We start from the raw sequence: 19,850 nt of genomic DNA on the forward strand, positions 1-19,850 counted from the left end.
ACGCACCTATCGCCCCCGTACTTGCTGCCCATCAGGCCGACACGGCTGCCGGTTGATAACCCGCAACCTCTTTTTACCAACCCGCGGAATTTGGTCCAAGAGTTTGAAATCTGGTTCTGTCAAGGACCCACTTACTTCAAACGGGTAAGGGCTGGGCTCAAACGGCATACCAAGTGGCCGCGGCTCACCTCTCGCCTGAATTTGCCCGCTTCGAAAATCCACCTCGCCATCCACAACCAATTGAGTTGCGTCAGTTTCAAGAGCCGCGCCCTGAATACTTGCGACCCCGCCGTTCAAGCGTATCGGAAAGACAATGCAACTCACATTTGATGTGCCTCGTGCAAGCTCATCAGAAAACAACCAAGGCAGCACGCCATGCCCGGCGAGCTTCAGCAAACTGCTGGCAATGCGACCCTCCTTCAGCCGCAATGCGACATGCCCGCTGGAGGATCGCAGGAACCCCTCCAGCGATTGAACATTTCCGGTCAAATCAAAACTTGTTGAAACGTTGCCTTGCGCCGCAACTTCCAACCCCAAAAACGATGTTAGGCCCTGCAGCGTCCACCCCAGAATCTTGCCGTGCAATCGCGCTTGGTTCGGACGTCGTATCAGATCAATCTCGGCGTTTACGAGAGCCCTTTGCCCGTTCCCGTCAAAGCTTATTGGCCCAACACTCAACACGCCACGATCGACGACAATATCGCTCTCGATTGAGCGCACTCCAGACACACCAACCAATCGTTTAACGACGGCTTGCAGGCGAATGTTTGACTTCCCGAGCCAACCCATTGCCCATGCGCCCCCGAATGCAGGCGCATTCTCGATCACCATAGACCTAACCGCAGGCCGCCCTGGAATTCGTAAGCGCTCTGCTCCCGGAAGAACCCTGAGGGGCTGTAGTACCGCACTGGGTTTTTCATTTGCCTGCTGCTTGACTTTGCTTCTGATCCAAGCCGCCAAATGGCCAAGCTGCGCGACGTCCAAAATCTCGCTTTGCAGTTCTCCACGAACCTCCGGCACAAGCGTTTTCTGACTAACACTCAAGTCAGCAGAGAGTTTCGAACGATCAACCGTTGCATTCACGGACACACCAAAGCCGTGATCTGTCGCCCCCATTTCACCAGCCACCTCGTAGGTGCCAAGCAAGTGGTCTGGAACCTCAAGCGCCTCCGCAAGGCTGTTCCTCCCGTCGGATCGAATAAAAAACTCCAGCTTCGCCTGGGTTAGCTTTCCAACGTCCGGAACAAAGCCAGACACGTTCAAGTCCCAGCCTTGAGTGCCATCCAATGTCACCTCAAACGCGTCCACGCCCGGCGTGCCTTCGGCGTCACTCAGAACAATCGAAAACCGCCCCAGCCCAATGTCCAGAACTCTCTCGGAAACCGCCGTTAGCGCCAGATCTGCCAATGAAACCACCCCGCCGCCTTCTAGGCGATAGTCACGAAAGGCCAGCAAATCGTGAACTTCGCCATGGAAGGACACCCGCGTTCCATTGTCGTCAGAGAAAGTCCAATCCAATCCTGACAAATGCAGTGTATTGTCATCTTCCCGGGTAATTTCACCAACTGAGAATGGGCCGAAACTCTCGACCCCACGGGACCTGGAGTTGACCTCAAACTCAACGTCTGACAACTCTATTTTTGAGGCGCTTCCCTTGATGAACGAGGAAACGGATTCCAGAGATAAATCCTCTGCACCCGGAACAAGCCACTGATCCAGAGTGATATTCGAATGTTGTGTGTCCAATCGCAGGTTCAAACCAGAAAGGTCTAGGAGGTCATCCACCGCCCCCGTCAACGTCACCTTGCTGCCCGCAACGGTTTCGGCTTCTGCTCTCAGATCCGTAAGCTGAAAAACATCGGAGGCACGGCGAAGTTTGGAGACCAACGCCCCTTGACCATGAACCTGTGAGTCCAACTTCAAGACATCGAACACATCGCCAAGATCACCCACATCGACAGTTAGGTCGCCTTCGTAACCGGGCTCTCCTTGCGGCAGCAACTGGCCATCAAACCTGACTCGAATTGTGCCGATATTGACCGCTGTCGCCCCGGTTTCGCGATCATACGTCCCCTCCAGATCAAACGGCAACCCGTTGATCGTGCCACGGCCAGCCGCCTGAGAACGCCCCTCCGCCTCATCTTTGTGAACTGAAAACTCCGAAATTGAACCGTCAAAAACAAAGCCAGAAATCTTGTTTTCGATGTAGAGGCTAAAATTGGAGAACTCCGCGTCGCGGCTGATCAGATACTCAGCCACAGAGTGGTCAATCAGTCGATCCAACCTCGGCTCTTCAGGTTGCCCTTCCACGACCCAAGTCTTGGTCCCATTTCGTTCAGTCACGAAATTCAATCGCAGACCTTCAGCGCGAATTTTGGAGAAATCAATACGTCCAGTTAGCAGCTTTGGAACATCAATAGTCAGAGTTAGGCTCGGAAGTTCCGCTAGATGAACCGCTGCACCAGCATCACCAACATGGACCTGACTGATCCTCATACTGACTTTAGGCAAACCTTCAAATTGAAGGTCTCCGACAATCTCTACGGGGTACCCCAATTCGGAGCTGATGGCTTGCTCAACTTTCTGCCGCCACCAATTCTCAAGCTGAGAGCCTGTCAGTGCCCACCATAAACCCAAGGTTCCGAGCAGCAACGCGGCCACCAGGGACAGTCCGAGAGCCCGAAGAACTTTCACTTACTCTCTCCTGTCAATGGCAGGTCCGGCCCTCCACTGGTTGGAGAAATCCTGAACCGGTCCGAAAGTATGCAACTTGGCCGGCAATCCGCCAAAAGTGCCAACAAGGCGAGCACTGATGATCGATCCCTAAAGATATGTTCTATTCAGCGTCCAACCGACGCCATGCCACCTTGTCCCCTTGCTCGCTTAACGCACACTCCAGCAACGCTTTTTGTGTGCTTTGCGGGGAGTCTCGCCGGTTCGGCACTTCGATGACCAACAGCGCATTTTCAGAATAAGCAAGACCGCCAAAATAGCACACCTCGCCAGTCACTGGCTGAGTCAAAAGCGAAACCGGAGAAGGCGCCTGAGCAAATCCACCCACCGGGATCAAAGCACAAACCGAAGCCGCAAAGGTTAATGGTTTCATGGTATTCTCTCCGACTAATTTTGAAAAGCACCGTATCTCTTTCGCTTTCAACTTAACAGCACCTGGGGACCACAAAAATCTTACCTACCTAAAACAATCTTGTGTCAGACGAAACTCAGCAAGATGTACTGGAGTTTCAGAGAGCGTACAATTATTTGCACAAGCGAGACTGATTTACACGACCCAACATATAGTTGGCTACACAATGGCTACACGGCGTCTCTGCATTCAAGAAAACCACTCAAAATGCAAACTCAAAACGTTGATTTATAAAGTAAAAGTGGTGCCCACACGGACTCGAACCGCGGACCTACTGATTACAAATCAGCCACCAAGACTTATTCAACAAGTCCAGCTTGATGCGGTTAAGTAGCTAAAACAATACCTTATCATCTTTTTCAAACAATAATCAGTCGGTTGATCGTCCAAGTTAATCCGTCCAAGTGTTGCGTGGCGTTTGAAAATGCGTTTGAAAAAGTGACGGAGATTTCCCATGACGACCAGCATCAACCTCGACAGTGTTCCGAAGGTTCGCAACGCCGCGAAGAACAAACCAGACAAAGGCACGATTTGGTACTCGCATGACGGTGACAAATACCCATGCCTCTACCTCGGTGTCGGCAAGCGCGCAGCATCGTGGTATTTCAAAGGACGTTTAAACGGGCGATCACAGCAAAAGGCGCTCAAGGCGACCTTCCCCGAAACGACCGCCGCACAGGCATTCGAGAAAATTGCAACTCTGACTGAGTATCACACAGGCGTCGCATCCTCGGACATCCGCACGGTGCGGGACGCTTGGGAACATCACTGCACCACGCGACAGTCGGAAGGCAAAATGTCGGACAGGCATAGAAAAGACATGACGACGAAGCTCAACCGATGGGTGCTCGAGATCATGGACGCTTCGCCAACGGACGTCTCAACGATCATGATCCAAAGCGCGGTCAACGCCATCGACACGGGGCGTGGGGACAATTCTGCCGCCACCAAGCGCCATGTGAGGGTGGCGCTGTCGTCAGCGTTCAAACGCTTGCCCGGCAAGAACCCGGTTGAGAACGTGACTGTCCCCGACGCGAATGAGCAACCCCCGATTTGGTATGACCTATGCGACGACAACCGCGATCTCGAACGAGAAGACCTTTCGACCGTTTGGGGCGCGATATGGGAAAAGCGGCAGCAGAATGTGATCATGGGAACGGCTTGGGTTGTCATGTTCTTCACAGGCATCCGCTCCGAAAACGTTTGCTCGCTTCGTTGGGAACGCGACGGCAAGCACGGATTCGTTGACCTGCAACGCCGTGAGCTGGTGTTTCCCAAACTGAAATCTGGCATCCGCAACCATGTCATTCCGATAGGATCAAGTGTTGCCGAAGCATTGCAGGCAATACGCCTGACGGATAGCGATTGGGTTTTTCCCGCTTCATCAGCAACAGGATACGTCGGGGGCGGGCATGGCCTTGATACCCTCAAAGCCAAGATTGACGAAAAGCGTGTCCCTGTCATTCGAGCGAAAGACACGCGGAAGTTTTTCCAAGAGGCGTGCAACGAGGCTCTGTTGGGTGATCACATCATGCACTACCTGCGCGGAGACAAGTCTTCCTCGGGCGACGGAAAAATGCTCTCGAAGTACACGACACGGGTTGGGAAAAGCGCGCCTGACATGATCGAAACGGTATTCTTCGAACGCATTAAGGTAGAACCTGCTTTCGACGTTGAATGAGAAATTGCCCTACACTACATTGGAGTTGCACTAAATGCCCGCCGTGAGGCGCGCGCCATGATGGCAGGGCACAGCATATCCAAGTACGCGGCGACGCGATGCGGCTTGGTTGTATGAAGCTCGTTCCGTCGCACAGCAACAGAGAGCGTCTGTCTGATTAAGGGCAAGACGAAAGGATCTGTTGATATGGATTCCGCCGACCTATTGCGCACGCTCGAAAAGCGCATTGAACAACTCGAGTAGAAGACCCAACTTCCAAAACTGATGACACCCAAACAGGTTTGCGACTTCGTGGGTATTTCGGAATCGAAATTCTACGAGTGGAAACGTGACGGTGATGTGCCGCCTGCGATCTATTGGAGCGAGCGCACAGTGCGCTATGACCGCGACGATGTGATGACTTGGGCGCAGGAGCACAAAGTAGGAGGGGCAGTATGAGCCTGCCCCTCACTGGTTGCGTATCGGGAATGGACAGCATTGTGCGCTATAACTTGTTTATAGACGTCGATGCATCGCCACACGACCAGTGAAGCAGGTCCATCCTGAAAATGGTATGGACAATATACAGCAGCTTAAACAGATCGCCGAACTGAGTGGCGGTTACTCGAAACTCAATTGGGACAATGGCAAAAAGGCCTATTATCCCGCGCGAGATGAAGGCACGCCTCGCCCGATCACCGACGACGTGATCCGTGCGCACCTCGACGGCTCGCAGCCCATCGGGATCAACATGAACACCGGAGGCGGCAAGTCACACTTTGCTGCCTTCGACTTCGACGATCACGACGGCAACGTTCCCCCGCAAGTAATGCGCACCCGCGTTGGTTTCGTTGCAGGCGTCTTGCATCGCCACGGCACGCCTCACTTCGTCGTGCGGTCGGGCGGTGGTCGCGGCTACCACATTTGGATCGTCTTCGAACGCGCCTCCCGCGCCGACTATGTCAGAAAGCGGATGCGCGACATTCTGAACGAGGAGAACACCGCGCTTGCGCAGTCGCCTTGGGATGACGAGAAATTCGTGCCCGACGATGGCAAGGGCAAAGGCATGTTCCATTCGACGGACACGATCCATGCTCGCTCGTCGCGCCCAGATCAGCCCGACAGCTACAAAGTCGAACACTATGTGGAACTGCTGCCCAAAGATGGCGAGTGGCCCGTTATCGCCCTGCCGCTTGCCCTTGAGAGCGTCGCTATGACACCGACGGGGTGGTCAGATGCGGGATACATTGAGTTCGAGGAAGGTGGTGATCTCGTCGTGCAGAAAGCCAAGCCGTCACGCACAGGCCCGAAGGCAGGTCAGACGAAAAAAGAGATCGACGTTGACGCGGCGGTCGCGGCATTCGCCAAATCACGTCCCGGTGGCGACTATCATCAGTGGGTGTCTGCGGGGTTCAATATCCTCGCCGCGTTCGGGCAGGAAGGTGTCGCGCAGTTCATCGCCTATTCGCAGGCGACGGACGGTTTTGAAAGCGACAATGATGCCCGCGAGAAGTGGCACGACCTTGCGAAGCGCAAACCTACATGCAAGGCGGCGACGTTTTGGGCATATGCCCGCGCAGGCGGCTACCAAGGCGGATTGCCCGACGACGTGAAACTCAACGGCTCGGACGTGGGGCGAGAGATTTTGACCGACGTGATCGAAAACGTCGATCTGTTCCGCGACAAGGACGGCGCCGCATATGGGGGTATCTCACCCCGTCGTGCCGTGCCCATCGACTCCGAGGTGTTTGCCGACTGGCTGCGGCGCAAGGCGTATGAGGCAGGCCAGGTGGTGTCTGCCGAGACCGTCTCGTCCGTTCAATCGCTCGCCCGTGCCCATTCCTCAGACGTGCGCGAAGTGCATCTGCGCGTCGCCCGCATCGACGAGACCGTCTATGTCGATCTCTGCGACGTGGAGGACAACGTGGCAAAGATCACGAGCGAGGGGGCGTCCCTTGTCGGGGACGATGAATGGTGCCCGACGTTCCGCAGATCGAAGCAGATGCCCCTCTCTGCCGATCTGACGGGCACTGTCGACGACGTGCGGTCCATGATCAATCTCGACGATGATCAGTTCGTTCTGTTCATGGCGTGCGCTGTGAAGATGTATTTCCCTGACAGCCCGTCGCCCATCGTCAACCTTATCGGTGAATACGGCTCGGGCAAGACGTCGGCTACTATCGTCATGCGCACACTGATTGATCCTGTGCCCGCAATGGTCGCCTACGGCGAGACGAGCAAGCCCGACGACCTGCTCATTCGCTGCTGGCACAACGGCGTCCTGACCCTCGAGAACATGTCGAACCTCACCAAGATCAGCGACTTGCTGTGCGGCGTCTGCACGGGCATGGGGTTTGAGGTGCGGCAGTTGTTCACCAACCGCGACCTGAGCACTCTTTGGGTGCGTCGCCCGGTGATCGTCAATGGCATCGACCCGACCAAATACGCGTCTGACCTGATTTCGCGCATGGTCGAGATCGAATTGCAGCGGCCAGAGAAGCGCATCCGCGAGACACAGTTCGAACGGGACTTGGTTGATAAGGCTCCGCTCATGGTCGGCGCGATGTTCAATCTCGTGCGGGATGTTTTGCGGGCGCTGCCCGAGATCGACAACATCCCCGACGACCTACGCATGGCCGAGTTCGCGACCGTTGGAGAGGCTGTCGCGCGCTTGATGGGCAAGGAACCCGGTTGGTTCGTGGACCGCATGATGGACATGCAAGAGGAGGCGCAGGACGAGGCAGCGGACGACTCTGCCACCATGCAGGCGCTTTCAGAGGTCTGCCAAGGCATCGCCCGTGGGCGGTTTTGGGGATCGCCACAGGAATTGCTGACGCAGATGCAGTTGGCAGCGGAAGGTAACTCAGGCATCCGCGTGTCCGGCCTGCCGATGACCGCATCCACACTGTCACGGGAGCTTGGTTCGTTGAAAGGCGTGCTGCGCCGTCGCGGGTGGGAGATTGAGAAGAAGTCGCGCAAGTGGCTGATCGTCCCGCCGAAGGACGTATCGGCCGAGGAGTTGGAGCGAATGATGGCTGACCATTGATCTTGGTGAGCAGACCAACAAACGGCGGGCGGTGTCTTCGGGCATCGCCCGTTTTCGTGCAGGGTATGCAGGAAATGCAGTGGGGCGCATTATAGCGAAACTATTAATTGGTTAGTTGGTGACGATAGACCAACCAACCAACTAATTTTCCTTACGCCTGTAGGGGGGTGAAATAGCGTCATTGCCTGCACGGTCGCGGGCCGTGCCAAAGAATTCGTCGACCTGCCTCCTCCCGCTTGCTCCGCGTTCTTGTTGTGAGCAAGTCGCAACTACAGCCTGAAACCCCGCCCTACTGACAATCAATCATCCACCGAGTCGGACAAAACCACTGCTTCGCCAAGCGGTTGCTTACCCCGTCAAACGTTTTTCAAACGTGCTTTCAAACGCGCCGCAAAAAAGACCCAAAACCCGTCACCAAGGCTGATATATTTTCGGCATCGCCGCACATCGTGCCACCTGCTTTCGCCCCACCTCCACCTCATTCCCCGGAACAACGCCCCAACAGCGGATGATACGCATTTCGTGCTGGGTCTGCGCGCATCGGGAATGGCCTAGCATCGGCTCTCCTATCTGCCGCGATGAACCCGGTGCGCGCCTCAAAACTATGGACATGACAATGACCATCACCGCAACCATCGACGAGCACGAAGCCGTCACGCTCACCTACACCCGTATGAACACCACGTCGAACCTTGGCGTGCCCGACGCGGCTGATTTTGCCGACGACCTCAAATCGACGCTCAATCCCGATCAGGGCGACATCTACCGCGACGCCTACAACGTCTTGGTGAAGCCCGATGGCGTGACCGTCGAGGTGCATCCCCATTCGTTCCCGATCCCGTGGCAGCACATCGCCTTTGTGGTCGATCAGCTCAATGCCTGACACGGTGCGACCCCTCTGGCGTGAACTATCCCTGACGCGCGGCACGCTCCTTGAACGTGGCTTGCGGGTCCACGGCGTGTGGACAATGCACATCGGCCTCGACACCACGCCGCGCGTCTATGTTGATTGGCAAGATGCCCCGAACAAGCACGAGATCGACGTTGCCGAACACCTCGTTGTTGCCCGCAAAATCGTCCACATCGAACCCGGCAGCAGAAAGCCGTGGATGGAATGACGGGCACCGCTGAGGGCACGTTTGTCGCGGCCATCATCTCGCAAGCGTATTCCGACATGCTTGGACCAAATGACGACCACGCATACACGGCGACAACGTTCCTGACCGCCCCCAATGGGCGACACGCTCGATGGCGCGGCGAACTGTTCGGTCTCTTGGGACTCGACGGTGACATTGCCGCCCGACGCATCGTCGAAGGCCTTGAAGGCCTTGAAGGCCTTGAAGGCAACGCTGACCTACACCCCTTCACATTGGAAACCAGTGACCAACACACAGCGCAGGTCGAGCTTGCTCGCAAGCGTTGGCTCTACCTCAAACACCCCCATGCTCTACCTGCTTCTTCGGTGTAACCACTCCCCCTTGGGTTGAATTTTTTTCTTCGACCGATTGGTGAATTTGTCGTCCTTAACCAGCTTAACGGACGCGACCCACCAGTCGCGTTCGTTTTGGTTATGGAAGGATGATAAAATGGCCGACGAAACGACCGCTGCAATTCAGGCGTTGATTAAACAGGTGGGCGCGCTCACCGAGACCGTCGAAAAACAGAACAAGCAAATCGACGATCAAAACACCCGTCTTGACGGCCTGCATGAGTTCAATGGGCGCGTGCTGGATCAAAAGAAAGATCTTGAACGCAAGTTCAAAGCTTCGCCTGAAACAATCGCTGAAATGGCGAAGATGGGCTATGAACCCGGCAAAGACGGTGATTGGTACAAGCAAGGCACGCAACCCACCCACCGCCTCACGCGGGAAGAAGCCCGTGACCCGCAAAAGTATCGTGCGGCCAAGGCTGCAGCAGCCAAAGCAGGCACTCAATTGCAAATCGTCGACCCCACAGACACCGACGACACGCACCGACGCTCAAGCCGTTCGGAAATCGACGCCTCGCTGAAAACGACCCTGATCCGCGACGACGACCAAAAGGTCGCCTATATGCGCCGCGACGTGATGGGATCAGACGCGCGTCAATACCGCCAACTTCGCGCGGATGGGTTCACTGTCGAGCAATGGAGCAACGTGGGCGATCTCCCGCAGCATATGCAGAGCAAACTCGCGCTCATGGAGAAACCCAATGACGCCTGAGGATCGTGCAACTATCGAATGGGCCTACCGCGTTGTTCTTGGGTTTTCGGCGGAAGATGAAGTTTTCGTGCTGCGTGACCTGACCGTAGTCACGCAGCACGATCACGCGCCCCTAAACCCGTCAGGCAGCAGTCAGGACGTCCTGATTGTCGCGCTCGCGCAGACGATGAAACTCCGCATCCGAGACTTGCAGTTTGGCGAGTTGCGCCGCGATCTCATCGCGGCTGGTATGCGGGAACAGGTGGCAGATCGCATTCATGATCATCTGATGGATATCTCCGTTGAGGAATGGAACCGCTTGAAGCAGCGGATTGCTTGGTATCGCGACGATAAGTGTTCGCCCATCACCGCCTCAACCAGTCAAGCAGGAGAAACCTGATATGGCTGGGAACAAAGGCAGCGGTCGGCCAAACACGATCAACACGCACCCCGAGAAGAAGACCATCATCAAGCAGATCGTGCTTGGGGAACACGGCCTGCCGGGCGGTATGCCGAAAGCACAGGTCGCGAAGCGTCTTGGGATGCACGCGGATTCCGTCTCGCGCTATCGCAAGGAACATATCACGGAAGAAATTGTGCGTTCGATCTTGGCGGATGCACGCGTCGAAAAGGTCGAGGCTGACACCGACGTTCTCAACGACGAACGGATGGACGTGGCCCGAACCTATGAAAGCCTCGCGCGGCGTGTCGAAAAGCTGATCACCAAGGCCGAGGAAAACGAGGATGACGGGTTCGCGCTCGCCGCGATGGAAGGACTCAGAAAAATCCTCCGAGACATTGCTACGATGCATGGTCGCATGAGCACCAACCTGACTGTCACCCAATCCCTCGCGGAATCGCCCGAGTGGGTGAAGATGCAAGAAATCCTCCGCGCTGTATGTGACGAGGTTCCCGAAGCTCAGCCCGTGCTTCTTCAAGCATATGCGCCATCACATTCTCAGCGTCACAAAAGAGGAGACGGTGCTATGAAATCGCCTCATTCAGAATTCCTCGGCTGGGACTACTACGCGCGCGAATATGCAAGGCGTTTGGATGCGGCCAACGCGGCAGGTCATCCCGAATGGGTTGAACTTCCCGCGACCCGACGAGACACCAAAGGTGAAGGCAAATATTTCACGGGCAAGCCGTGCAAAAACGGGCATATCTCTCCACGGTATTCGTTGGGTTGTTGCTGCGCCTGCCAGATGGGGCGTTAAGAATGCCGTTTGATGCTCTCCATGACTGGTGCGTCGGCCTCGAACGTGACCTTGATCCCGTCGCACGCCTGATCCATTGGATCGGTCACGCGCCTGATCCTTGGCAGGTCGAGGCGTTCACGACGCAGGCGTCCGAGATCGCCCTGCGCGTGGGCCGTCAGGCTGGTAAAACCTCGGTGTTGGCCGCGCGTGCCGTCGAGGAATTGCACGTTCCCGACAGCCTGACCATCTGCGTCGCACCCGCTGAACGGCAAGCCAAGATCATCGCCCGCGAGATCGGGCAGCAGCTCCGCCGAACGGATTTGGTCATCACGCGTTCCACCTTGACCGAACTCGAAATGTCGAACGGTGCCCGCGTCGTCGCGCTGCCGTCCACGTCAGACACGATCCGGGGCTATCCGTCGGTGTCGCTGCTGATCATCGACGAGTGCGCCTTCTTGCAAGGCGAGAACGGGGGCGAAGACCTGATCTCGGGCGTCCTGCCGATGCTCACGAAAGATGGGCAGGTGTTTTTCAGCAGCACGCCCGCAGGCAAGAACAACTACTTCGCGCGGCTGTTCCTCGACGCGAAACCCGGCGACGGCATTCACCGCATCGTCGTGCGCGGCACGGACATTCCGAGGCTGGCCGAAAAGGTCGAACGGATGCGCCGCACGCTCTCTGCGACGAAATTCCGCCAAGAAATCGAAGTTGAAATGCTGGCCGACGGCCAGGCGTATTTCGACCTTTCCATCATCGAACAAGCGACAAGCACAACGGAGGCTGCGATATGTCCGAAGCTCTGAACTATGAACCCGAATTGAACCTCGTCTATCTGCCTGACGGCGAGGTGGTGAACGAGACTAACCAAGACCCCTCTATCCCGCGCATCTCGGGCTATCAACGCTATTGGGTGGCCGCAGATTTAGGTCAAGCAAATGACTTCACCGCCACAGTTGTGATCAAGGACCAAGCCCTGCCCATCGTGGACGACGGCAAGGTGATTGTCGGCCCCAGAGAGCGCACCGTGGTCTACGCCGACCGCTTTAGGGGAGTGAGCTACGTTGACGTGGTGGATCATCTTATCCGCCTGCGCAACGCGCCACCGTTTGGCGGTAAATCAGAATTGGCAATCGACGGAACGGCGATAGGAAGAGTTTGCTCGGACATTTTGTGGGATCAGGGCGTCGACCACAAGGCGATAACGATGACTGGTGGACAAGATTGGTCGAAGAAGAGTGCGCGGTATGTCTCGGCAGGGAAGACTTTCATGATCGAAAATCTTGCTGTGTTGTTCGCGCAGAATGATCTCAAATTCGCTCCTGACTGCCCACTTCGTTCCGAAATTGAGGCTGATTTGGCCTCGTTCGCGACAACAACCACCGCGTCTGGCAACCAGATCATCAGCCAAAGCCGCAGCGCGGGTGGGCACGGCGACTTAGGCATCGCGTTGATCCTTGGCGGGTTCGCCTCGCAATACCTGCAAGCGGGCCTTGCCGTGCAGCAGACACTACGCGGATGGTGGTGAGGCCAACTCAATAGTCACAAAATAGTTCAACCATTGCTTGACTAGTGTGCTCTGCGTGGTTTCTAGTCGCCTCACATTACTAAGAGGCAGATTAAATTGGCAATTCCTGAACAACAGGTTTTTGAAAGAAGCCGTAAACTGGCGGGATGGTGGTATAATCAAAGGCTAGGCAAGTTAAAGGATCTCGCTCATCACTCGATGAGCACAAACCCTTTCTTGCTGCCGTTTCTTGTTAAATTTCACGGCGCGGAAGAACCTCGCCAACTTGCAGCTCTGAACGTTGCAGCACACCTTATGGCGGGACATCATACAGGATTTGGCAAGCTTATAGACGAGAAAGTTCTGCCAAATGTATTTGGTACAACCAAATTAGACAAAGCAACCCGCAAACGATTAGCACTCACCGAAGCAATGTTTGATGATGTGGACCATATTGTTAAACGCGACGATGGTGACGCTCTCTTAAGCTTGAAAGCTTCTCGCTGGACAATTCAGCTAGGTCAGGCACTTTCACTAAACAGGAACTTTGCAGAAATTCGCGATGAAGTTGCTAAAGGAAATAGGAGTTTTCGAGAAATTGTTATTGGGGTGTTTTATGGGTCGTATGAGGATTTGACGGATAAATACTATTTGGCCTGCGGCGTGAAGAAGACCGCCAACGCCGCTGACCATGACCTCATAGACGTAAGCGAGTACGTTTCAATTAAGTCTGGCAAGGACTTTTGGAGTTGGATCAACAATGGAGCAGCGTACACGGAAAATGCCTTGCTTGCTGGTTTAAGTCAAGGCTTCAAGGATGGCTTCGATGCCGAAAACTCCACTCAGTACATTGAAGAATTCGTTGCTGCCTACTTAGATGCAGTAAGTAATGATGACGGCAAAATTGACTTCGAAGAGGTACTCGGTAGGATCAACTCCTAATTGCATCAAAAAGCGTGAGTTGGTCGGCTGCTTCGGCTGGCCGTGACTCATTGTAGCTTGTATGGCCTTCTTGAACCGAGCCATTTTTCCAGAAGGAACGAGTCCGAACGTGTGGGCGCAGGTGGGTAATGGTATCATCCGACAAGAAGTTTTCGTATGCCGTTTGGTTTTCGCACTTTTGCAATAGCGTCCTCAAGACATTCCCGGCAACCTCAGCCAACCTTACAGGAACTGCATTACCTACCTGCCTGCATTTATCAGTAGCTTTCCCCACAAAACTCCAGTCTGAAGGAAACTCTTGAATAGCAGCATACTCTCCGCAGGTTAATGCACGTAGTTCAGTAGGGTGACACATACTTGTCCCCGCGTGATTGGGCATGGTAGTCAACGCAGGGCTGGGGTAATCAAACGATAGCTTTCGCCAATAAGCGGAGCGTCCGCCTTTTAGATACCATGATTTTCCCATTGATTCCTTTTGAATATCCTCTGGCAAATGTCGCCAATTACCGCCCGGCGGGACGAGCTTTAAGTATTTTAGTTTGCGTTCGCTAAAATTCATGCAATCAGTGTCAGGATCAACGAACCCGTCACCTATGACATCTCCTAATGTTTTGAACGGTGGAAGGTCATCTTCAGGCCTATTGCTGAATTCGGGTTTCGGAAAGTCCGCCTTAACATCGAAGCGTGTCCCGAAAACAAAGATTCGTTCCCGGATTTGAGGGGCGCCATAGTTAGCCGAATTGACAACAAACGTGTCCGTTCGATAGCCAGCTTTCCGAAACTGGTCTTGAAGCCACACAAACAGACCGCCTTTATGGCAGTATTTTTCATCTCCATCGAGTTTGATAGACAACAAACCTCGAACATTTTCCATGAGGAATACTTTTGGCCGAATTTCGCTCACAAGCCGAACGTAATCTTGAATTACTGCTCCACGATCATCTTTCAAGCCACCTCTATTTCCAAACACACTGAACGCTTGGCAAGGTGGTCCCCCCACAACAGCATCAAATTCGGTTTTCCCAGTCTCGTCAAAAATGCTTTGAGCTGAAACATTTCGAACATCTTCAGCTAGTAACGGAAGGTGAGGTCTGTTTTTGCGGATAGTTTCGACTGCGGCTGTGTCGTTTTCAACGCAGATACATGTTTCGAATCCGGCCTTTTCAAGACCGAGGTCCAACCCCATCGCGCCGGAAAATAGTGAAACTGTTCGCAACTGCTCATACCCTTCGTTTTTATCCCACAATATATGCTAACTGTGATGACATCAACGCAAGATGCAGCGTAGCAACACCCGACACCAGTCGCCTCTAGGAACCCCCTAAATACTGCACCATCAACTTAGGATCACGCATCGCCTTCCCGACCTTCAACAGGCAGGATTGGTTGATACATACCTGTCGGTCGCCCGCAATCAGAAGATAGCGGCGATCAGAGTCCGTGAGCGGGAACCGAAGCTTGATTTTGCTTTTGGCCCTCTTGACCTCTGCCGCGCTTGGAACATTTGGCTTGTGGCTGTGGAAGCCATCGTAGTCGTGCAGTTGCCTGTCGAGTGTCGCAAAGTGCTGCTGCCATTTTCCGGGTTTGGAATGATCTTCGCCGCCAAAAAGTCGCCAAAGATCATCTTCGGAGTTCAACTCAATGATCATGGCGCACCTCGGACGATTGGGGAAAGTGTTCCCAATTGATCCCAACGAACGCGGAAGTCGCGATCAAAGCCAGGTTTAAAGAATTGTGCGAGCGCCTTCTTTATCTTGGACGCGGCGGTTTCTTCCGGTTGTGATTTGGTCACGCGCTCACGGCGGATGGTGACGTAGATGAAGTCGTCATCTTGCCGCTTGCCAGTAATCTCCCAGCCTTCGGGTATCGAACCTTCATGCTGCTCAAACTCTGCGTCCAACGCATTCCTCCGCTCGTCTTTGACAAGCTCGGAACATTGTGGGGTCAGCAGTGCGCGCTGATCCTCATCTAGGCTACCGCCGTTCTGATAGGCCTCAATAGCATCGTGCTGCGCCGTCCACTTTTCGTCCAGTTCAGCGCCAACTACTGCTAGTTCGTCAATTTCGTCTCCTATGGCTCTCAGCCGCTTTTTCAGCCGTTCGACCTTACTGTCGTTCTGTTCTTTGCTGCGCTTTGTCTGGGCGAGTGCCTCTGCAAACAAGTCGTCGCGCATTGGGTCGAATTTGCGCTTTTGGATGACAGCCGCCGTGGTCGCGTTGTGCGGGTAGAAGAAGCCGTCGTCCATTCCGATTACGCGATGCCCAATGACCGCTATCGAGACGGCTTGTCCTTTCTTTGCACGCTTCACGACCAGATCGACTGACTTGGGATTGATGGGCATTCCTTGCGGTTCGTCCCAATACTTTTCAAGGCGCTGCCTGCACCGTTCAACGAACGCTTCTGAGGCGTCGCCAACTTCAATCCGAATCCACTGCCCATCTGCCCAAGTAAACTCAGCGTGCCCGCCTGAGATCGACGCTCTTGCGGGATTGCCCCCGATACGCGTCAGCAGGGCTATATCGTTCCTTGAAAGGCGCAGTGATGCGAATGGTGTCTGGCCAACTTCGACCTCAACGATATGCCTGTTGTTGGACGCATATGCTTTACCATCGACGATGTGGACAAACTGTCCGTGGGGCAATTTCTTGCTGTATTTTCCGATGAACTTCGCTGCCGTTTTCACGGCCTCGGCAAGGCCGTCGGGCAAGAGCGAACCGCCGCTCGGTGGAACGACCTCTTGCGCCGGAGCGCCGGGAGTGACCTTCATTCTCATAGGCTGCTATAAGCCTCGCTACGCGACAGAAACCGCTGTCTGTCTATCGTCGACGGGCGCGGGCTGACACGGGTGCTTTCCCCGGCAAACAGAGCAGGATTAGCAGAATTGCCATCAACCGTTGCTGTGACGCACGGTCCGGTCGGCTCAGACCATTTCCTGCGTTCCGCAATGGCGCGAAGTTCTGCGAGATTGACGAGACTTCTCGCCCTCATGTCAAACTGAGCCAACAAGAAGGGGACATGTTGCTCTTCTCGATTCCGCACAGAGACGCGTTGTTCCGCCTTGAGGTGTTCGAAGTGTCGCGCGTTGTCGATGATCTTGTCGCCACTCGACCGATCCCAGTCATTGAGTTCAGCGCTGATGTGGTAACCTATGTAGCGCAACTGTTCGTGCTGATCGACTTTGAGATAGCGATCCATTTCGACTACTTCGCCGCCTTCGTTTTTCGAAAGATGGGTATTGGGGCAATCGACATAGGTCGTTTGATCTTCGGCCAAGTCTACAACGCCATACCTTGCATGACGCGTCCATGCTTCGGAATCGCCTGAGAACAAAGTGGCGTGTCGCAACATATCGTTGCCTGTCGTCGCCAACCCATGAGTGCGAACGTTGCAGTTGAGGTCGGATAGCGTGCTTCTTGCCAAGGTCGCCCAACGCCAGCGTTCTTCTTCTGGCTTGTTGTTGAATGGCGAAAGGCACATGTAGCCGTTGGCCTGATCAATGACTTCAAGAAGACGCTCTTTGCCGCTGTCTTGATGGTAGACAGGCAAAACGATATTGCCGAACTCCTTCTGCAATGCAGCAAAGTTTTGGTCTGATTTTTCGTCTGCAGCTTGCTTTTCTTCGGCGGTAGCGGGATGGTCTTTCTTCCCCGGAATGACATCAAGATTGATTAGCCAAATCTCTTCGAACAAACCGTCGGCTTCCTGCAAGAAGCGGGAATAAGCTGTTCTTACCTCATCAAGTGTGACGGTTTCCCCAGCATTTCACGCAGTGAAAGCTCCTGAGTCGAGCATGATGTGCTTAGGAACCGTCGGCTGATGCCGCTCACATATCGCTGTAAGAGCGGCGTGATAGCCGGGCCATTCATCCTTGATTCCTCGCTCAATGAGCATCCGTTCGACTCTACGGTCTGTTGAGGCGCAGAAGTCGATGCGGTTTTTGTCCTGTGAGCAGTAGTCAGCGAAGGTGCGGATACCGGCCTTGAGGTTCGCAAGCCACGAAAACACCTCTGACTGATAAGCACGATACAGCGAGAACAACCGATGTGAACACATCTGGTTTTCGATAACCTGAAAGCGGTCGTTCTTCGGTGTTCCTGACAAATACAAGTGCATCGCAAATCAACTTTGGTAGGGCGCAGGCAAGATGCTGATTCCAAACAGAATTGCCTGAACCGTTTCCCAATCGTTAACCAATCGAGGTTACCAAAGCGTTAACAGAATCAATGAGCTTGAAATTACGCACACGTTTGAAAAACGTTTGAAAATAGCTCGCCGCACGCTGCGCGGCTTCAAAATTTTCGCTTCATTTTCAATGATTTAAATGGTGCCCCCACACGGACTCGAACCGCGGACCTACTGATTACAAATCAGTTGCTCTACCAGCTGAGCTATAGGGGCACTGGGCCTCATTTAAGGCAGTCTTTCAGAACCTGCAAGAGGCTTTTTTAGCGATTTGCACGTGCCAGCAATCCAACCGCAACAAGCCCCACCAAAACAATCATAATCGCTCCAGGACTGGCGTCTGGCAGGTTCTCCAAGCTGGCTTGTTCATGCACCCTTGTGGCCAATGTATCAAAGTTAAATGGGCGCAAGAGCATGGTCGCCGGCAGCTCCTTGACGCAATCCACAAACACCAAAAGCAGAGCAGACCCAATCGATGCGCGCACCAGCGGCATATAGACCTCTCGTAACACCTGGCCCTTTGTGCGCCCCAGGGACCGGGCTGCCATCGGCAAGCTGGGCGGCACCCGCCCCATGGCACCGTCAGCCGCGCCTTGGGCAATCGCGAAGAATCGCACGCAATAGGCGAGAATCAGGGCAAAAGAAGATCCGGTCAGCAAAAGCCCGGTTGGCGATCCTGTGAACAACTCGATCACATCCGCCAACTTATGATCCAAGACCGCCAAGGGAATCAGGATCCCCACCGCCAGAACCGCGCCTGGCGCCGCGTAACCAATGGTGGTGATGGGCAGCAACAGGCGCGGCAGTTTCCGGCCAGACAGGCGCACGCCGTACACCATGAACACCCCGGCAATCACGGTGACCACAGCTGCAATGCCACACACCCGCAACGTGTTCCACAGCGCGGTCAGCAACGCCGGATCCTGCCACTGGTCCAGGCTGCCAGCGGCATTATGCGCTATCACAGAAAATGGCATCACAAAGCCAATCAAAAACGGCATCAGACAGGCCATTGTTGCGCACCACGCCCAGACACCGGTCAGTTTCACCGGTTCGGCCGGTCGGTTGCGGTTGCTCAGGCTAAAGAACTGCACCTTGCGGCGGCTGATTTTCTCCATGGTGACTAACAGGATCACCAACATCAGCACCACGCTGGAAATCTGGGCTGCGCCCCCGGCGTTGTTGCTCTCCAGCCAGACACTGAAAATGCCGGTGGTCAGGGTTTGCACGGCAAAATAGTCCACCGTGCCAAAATCATTCACGGTTTCCATCATCACAATGGCGGTGCCGGCGGCAATGGCGGGGCGTGCCATTGGCAGGCCCACGCGCCAAAACCGAGCCAACGGCCCTGCCCCCAAAGAGCGCGCCACCTCTTCGCCAGCCCCGGATTGTTCGCGAAACGCCGCGCGCGCCAAAATATAGACATACGGGAACATGGCAGCGGACAGCACTAGGATCGCCGCCCCCATCGAGCGGATTTCCGGGAACCAATAGTCGCGGCTTGTTTTCCAGCCAAACAGATCCCGCAAGCCGGTTTGCACAGGGCCGGCATATTCCAGGAAATCCACCAGCGCATAGGCGCCCACATAGGCCGGAATGGCCAGCGGGAGCAGCAGCGCCCACTGGATCCATCGCACGCCAGGAAAACGATAGCGGGTCACCAACCAAGCCGTAGTGGCTCCCATTGAGGCAGCAAAAAAGCCCACAGAGGCCATCAACACCAGCGTATTGCGCATGTAACGCGGCAAGGTTGTCGACAACAAATGCGGCCAGATATTCTCCACCGGGTGAAACGCTATCCAGACCACAGCAAGGATCGGCGCCAATACCAGCGACGCCACCAAAAGGGCGCCAAAGGACCACGGATCAAAAGACAGAAGTTTTTTCAATGTCTTGGGCCGGGAAGACGGTCCGGAGGGCGGTGTTGTCACATGTGATTGCACAGCGGATTCCTTTATCGCGCCCTTGTGTTGCCTGAATCTGGTTTTACTG

At 54.8% G+C, this 19,850-nt stretch carries 20 protein-coding genes and 1 tRNA gene; 12 read left to right on the top strand and 9 right to left on the bottom strand.

Features of this window, described 5'->3' with window-relative positions; translation table 11 throughout:
- Nucleotides 1-6: 6 nt before the first annotated feature.
- Entirely contained in the window at nt 7-2,694 is a 2,688-nt protein-coding gene (locus JXR15_RS13235) for an AsmA family protein (RefSeq protein WP_422053667.1), read from the bottom strand.
- 142 nt (nt 2,695-2,836) lie between these two features.
- Nucleotides 2,837-3,106 carry a hypothetical protein gene (locus JXR15_RS13240; RefSeq protein WP_422053668.1) on the bottom strand — a complete coding sequence of 90 codons (270 nt, stop codon included), beginning with the start codon at nt 3,104-3,106 and terminating at the stop codon, nt 2,837-2,839.
- A gap of 493 nt (nt 3,107-3,599) precedes the next feature.
- Between JXR15_RS13240 and JXR15_RS13245 the strand changes: the two genes are divergently transcribed.
- The 12 genes from JXR15_RS13245 to JXR15_RS13300 all read left to right on the top strand — a co-directional run bounded on the left by JXR15_RS13245 (nt 3,600) and on the right by JXR15_RS13300 (nt 13,676).
- Nucleotides 3,600-4,826 (top strand): tyrosine-type recombinase/integrase, encoded by a 1,227-nt coding sequence (locus tag JXR15_RS13245; protein WP_422053669.1) that lies wholly within the window; start codon nt 3,600-3,602, stop codon nt 4,824-4,826.
- Between the two features lie 264 nt (nt 4,827-5,090).
- Nucleotides 5,091-5,264 (top strand): helix-turn-helix transcriptional regulator, encoded by a 174-nt coding sequence (locus JXR15_RS13250; RefSeq protein ID WP_422053670.1) that lies wholly within the window; start codon nt 5,091-5,093, stop codon nt 5,262-5,264.
- Between the two features lie 115 nt (nt 5,265-5,379).
- Nucleotides 5,380-7,851, top strand: a complete 2,472-nt coding sequence (locus JXR15_RS13255; protein WP_422053671.1) for a TOTE conflict system archaeo-eukaryotic primase domain-containing protein — start codon at nt 5,380-5,382, stop codon at nt 7,849-7,851.
- Between the two features lie 610 nt (nt 7,852-8,461).
- Nucleotides 8,462-8,734 (top strand): hypothetical protein, encoded by a 273-nt coding sequence (locus JXR15_RS13260; protein WP_422053672.1) that lies wholly within the window; start codon nt 8,462-8,464, stop codon nt 8,732-8,734.
- Entirely contained in the window at nt 8,727-8,969 is a 243-nt protein-coding gene (locus JXR15_RS13265; protein WP_422053673.1) for a hypothetical protein, read from the top strand. Before JXR15_RS13260 ends, JXR15_RS13265 begins: the two co-directional genes overlap by 8 nt.
- Nucleotides 8,957-9,319 carry a hypothetical protein gene (locus JXR15_RS13270; protein ID WP_422053674.1) on the top strand — a complete coding sequence of 121 codons (363 nt, stop codon included), beginning with the start codon at nt 8,957-8,959 and terminating at the stop codon, nt 9,317-9,319. Before JXR15_RS13265 ends, JXR15_RS13270 begins: the two co-directional genes overlap by 13 nt.
- A gap of 118 nt (nt 9,320-9,437) precedes the next feature.
- Nucleotides 9,438-10,052, top strand: coding sequence for a hypothetical protein (locus tag JXR15_RS13275; protein ID WP_422053675.1), 615 nt, complete (start codon nt 9,438-9,440; stop codon nt 10,050-10,052).
- Entirely contained in the window at nt 10,042-10,431 is a 390-nt protein-coding gene (locus tag JXR15_RS13280; RefSeq protein ID WP_422053676.1) for a hypothetical protein, read from the top strand. Before JXR15_RS13275 ends, JXR15_RS13280 begins: the two co-directional genes overlap by 11 nt.
- A gap of 1 nt (nt 10,432) precedes the next feature.
- Nucleotides 10,433-11,248, top strand: a complete 816-nt coding sequence (locus tag JXR15_RS13285) for a hypothetical protein (protein ID WP_422053677.1) — start codon at nt 10,433-10,435, stop codon at nt 11,246-11,248.
- A 2-nt stretch (nt 11,249-11,250) separates the two neighbouring features.
- A complete protein-coding gene (locus tag JXR15_RS13290; protein ID WP_422053678.1) occupies nt 11,251-12,033 on the top strand; it encodes a terminase large subunit domain-containing protein in 783 nt (260 codons plus the stop codon).
- The gene (locus JXR15_RS13295) at nt 12,018-12,755 is read left to right on the top strand and encodes a hypothetical protein (protein ID WP_422053679.1); all 738 of its coding nucleotides are present in this window, start codon (nt 12,018-12,020) and stop codon (nt 12,753-12,755) included. Before JXR15_RS13290 ends, JXR15_RS13295 begins: the two co-directional genes overlap by 16 nt.
- 96 nt (nt 12,756-12,851) lie before the next feature.
- A complete protein-coding gene (locus tag JXR15_RS13300; protein ID WP_422053680.1) occupies nt 12,852-13,676 on the top strand; it encodes a PmeII family type II restriction endonuclease in 825 nt (274 codons plus the stop codon).
- On the opposite strand, the gene JXR15_RS13305 is transcribed toward JXR15_RS13300, so the two are convergent.
- The 7 genes from JXR15_RS13305 to JXR15_RS13335 all read right to left on the bottom strand — a co-directional run bounded on the left by JXR15_RS13305 (nt 13,666) and on the right by JXR15_RS13335 (nt 19,747).
- A complete protein-coding gene (locus tag JXR15_RS13305; RefSeq protein ID WP_422053681.1) occupies nt 13,666-14,922 on the bottom strand; it encodes a DNA cytosine methyltransferase in 1,257 nt (418 codons plus the stop codon). The genes JXR15_RS13300 and JXR15_RS13305 overlap by 11 nt on opposite strands.
- A 64-nt stretch (nt 14,923-14,986) precedes the next feature.
- A complete protein-coding gene (locus JXR15_RS13310) occupies nt 14,987-15,325 on the bottom strand; it encodes a hypothetical protein (RefSeq protein WP_422053682.1) in 339 nt (112 codons plus the stop codon).
- A complete protein-coding gene (locus JXR15_RS13315; RefSeq protein WP_422053683.1) occupies nt 15,322-16,443 on the bottom strand; it encodes a hypothetical protein in 1,122 nt (373 codons plus the stop codon). Before JXR15_RS13315 ends, JXR15_RS13310 begins: the two co-directional genes overlap by 4 nt.
- A gap of 2 nt (nt 16,444-16,445) precedes the next feature.
- The gene (locus tag JXR15_RS13320) at nt 16,446-17,366 is read right to left on the bottom strand and encodes a hypothetical protein (RefSeq protein ID WP_422053684.1); all 921 of its coding nucleotides are present in this window, start codon (nt 17,364-17,366) and stop codon (nt 16,446-16,448) included.
- 72 nt (nt 17,367-17,438) lie between these two features.
- The gene (locus tag JXR15_RS13325) at nt 17,439-17,789 is read right to left on the bottom strand and encodes a hypothetical protein (protein ID WP_422053685.1); all 351 of its coding nucleotides are present in this window, start codon (nt 17,787-17,789) and stop codon (nt 17,439-17,441) included.
- A gap of 209 nt (nt 17,790-17,998) precedes the next feature.
- Nucleotides 17,999-18,074: transfer RNA gene (locus JXR15_RS13330), tRNA-Thr, on the bottom strand.
- Between the two features lie 47 nt (nt 18,075-18,121).
- Nucleotides 18,122-19,747, bottom strand: a complete 1,626-nt coding sequence (locus JXR15_RS13335; RefSeq protein WP_422053686.1) for an ABC transporter permease — start codon at nt 19,745-19,747, stop codon at nt 18,122-18,124.
- Nucleotides 19,748-19,850: the final 103 nt, after the last annotated feature.

Source organism: Shimia sp., assembly GCF_049116215.1.
Taxonomy (GTDB): Bacteria; Pseudomonadota; Alphaproteobacteria; order Rhodobacterales; family Rhodobacteraceae; genus Shimia.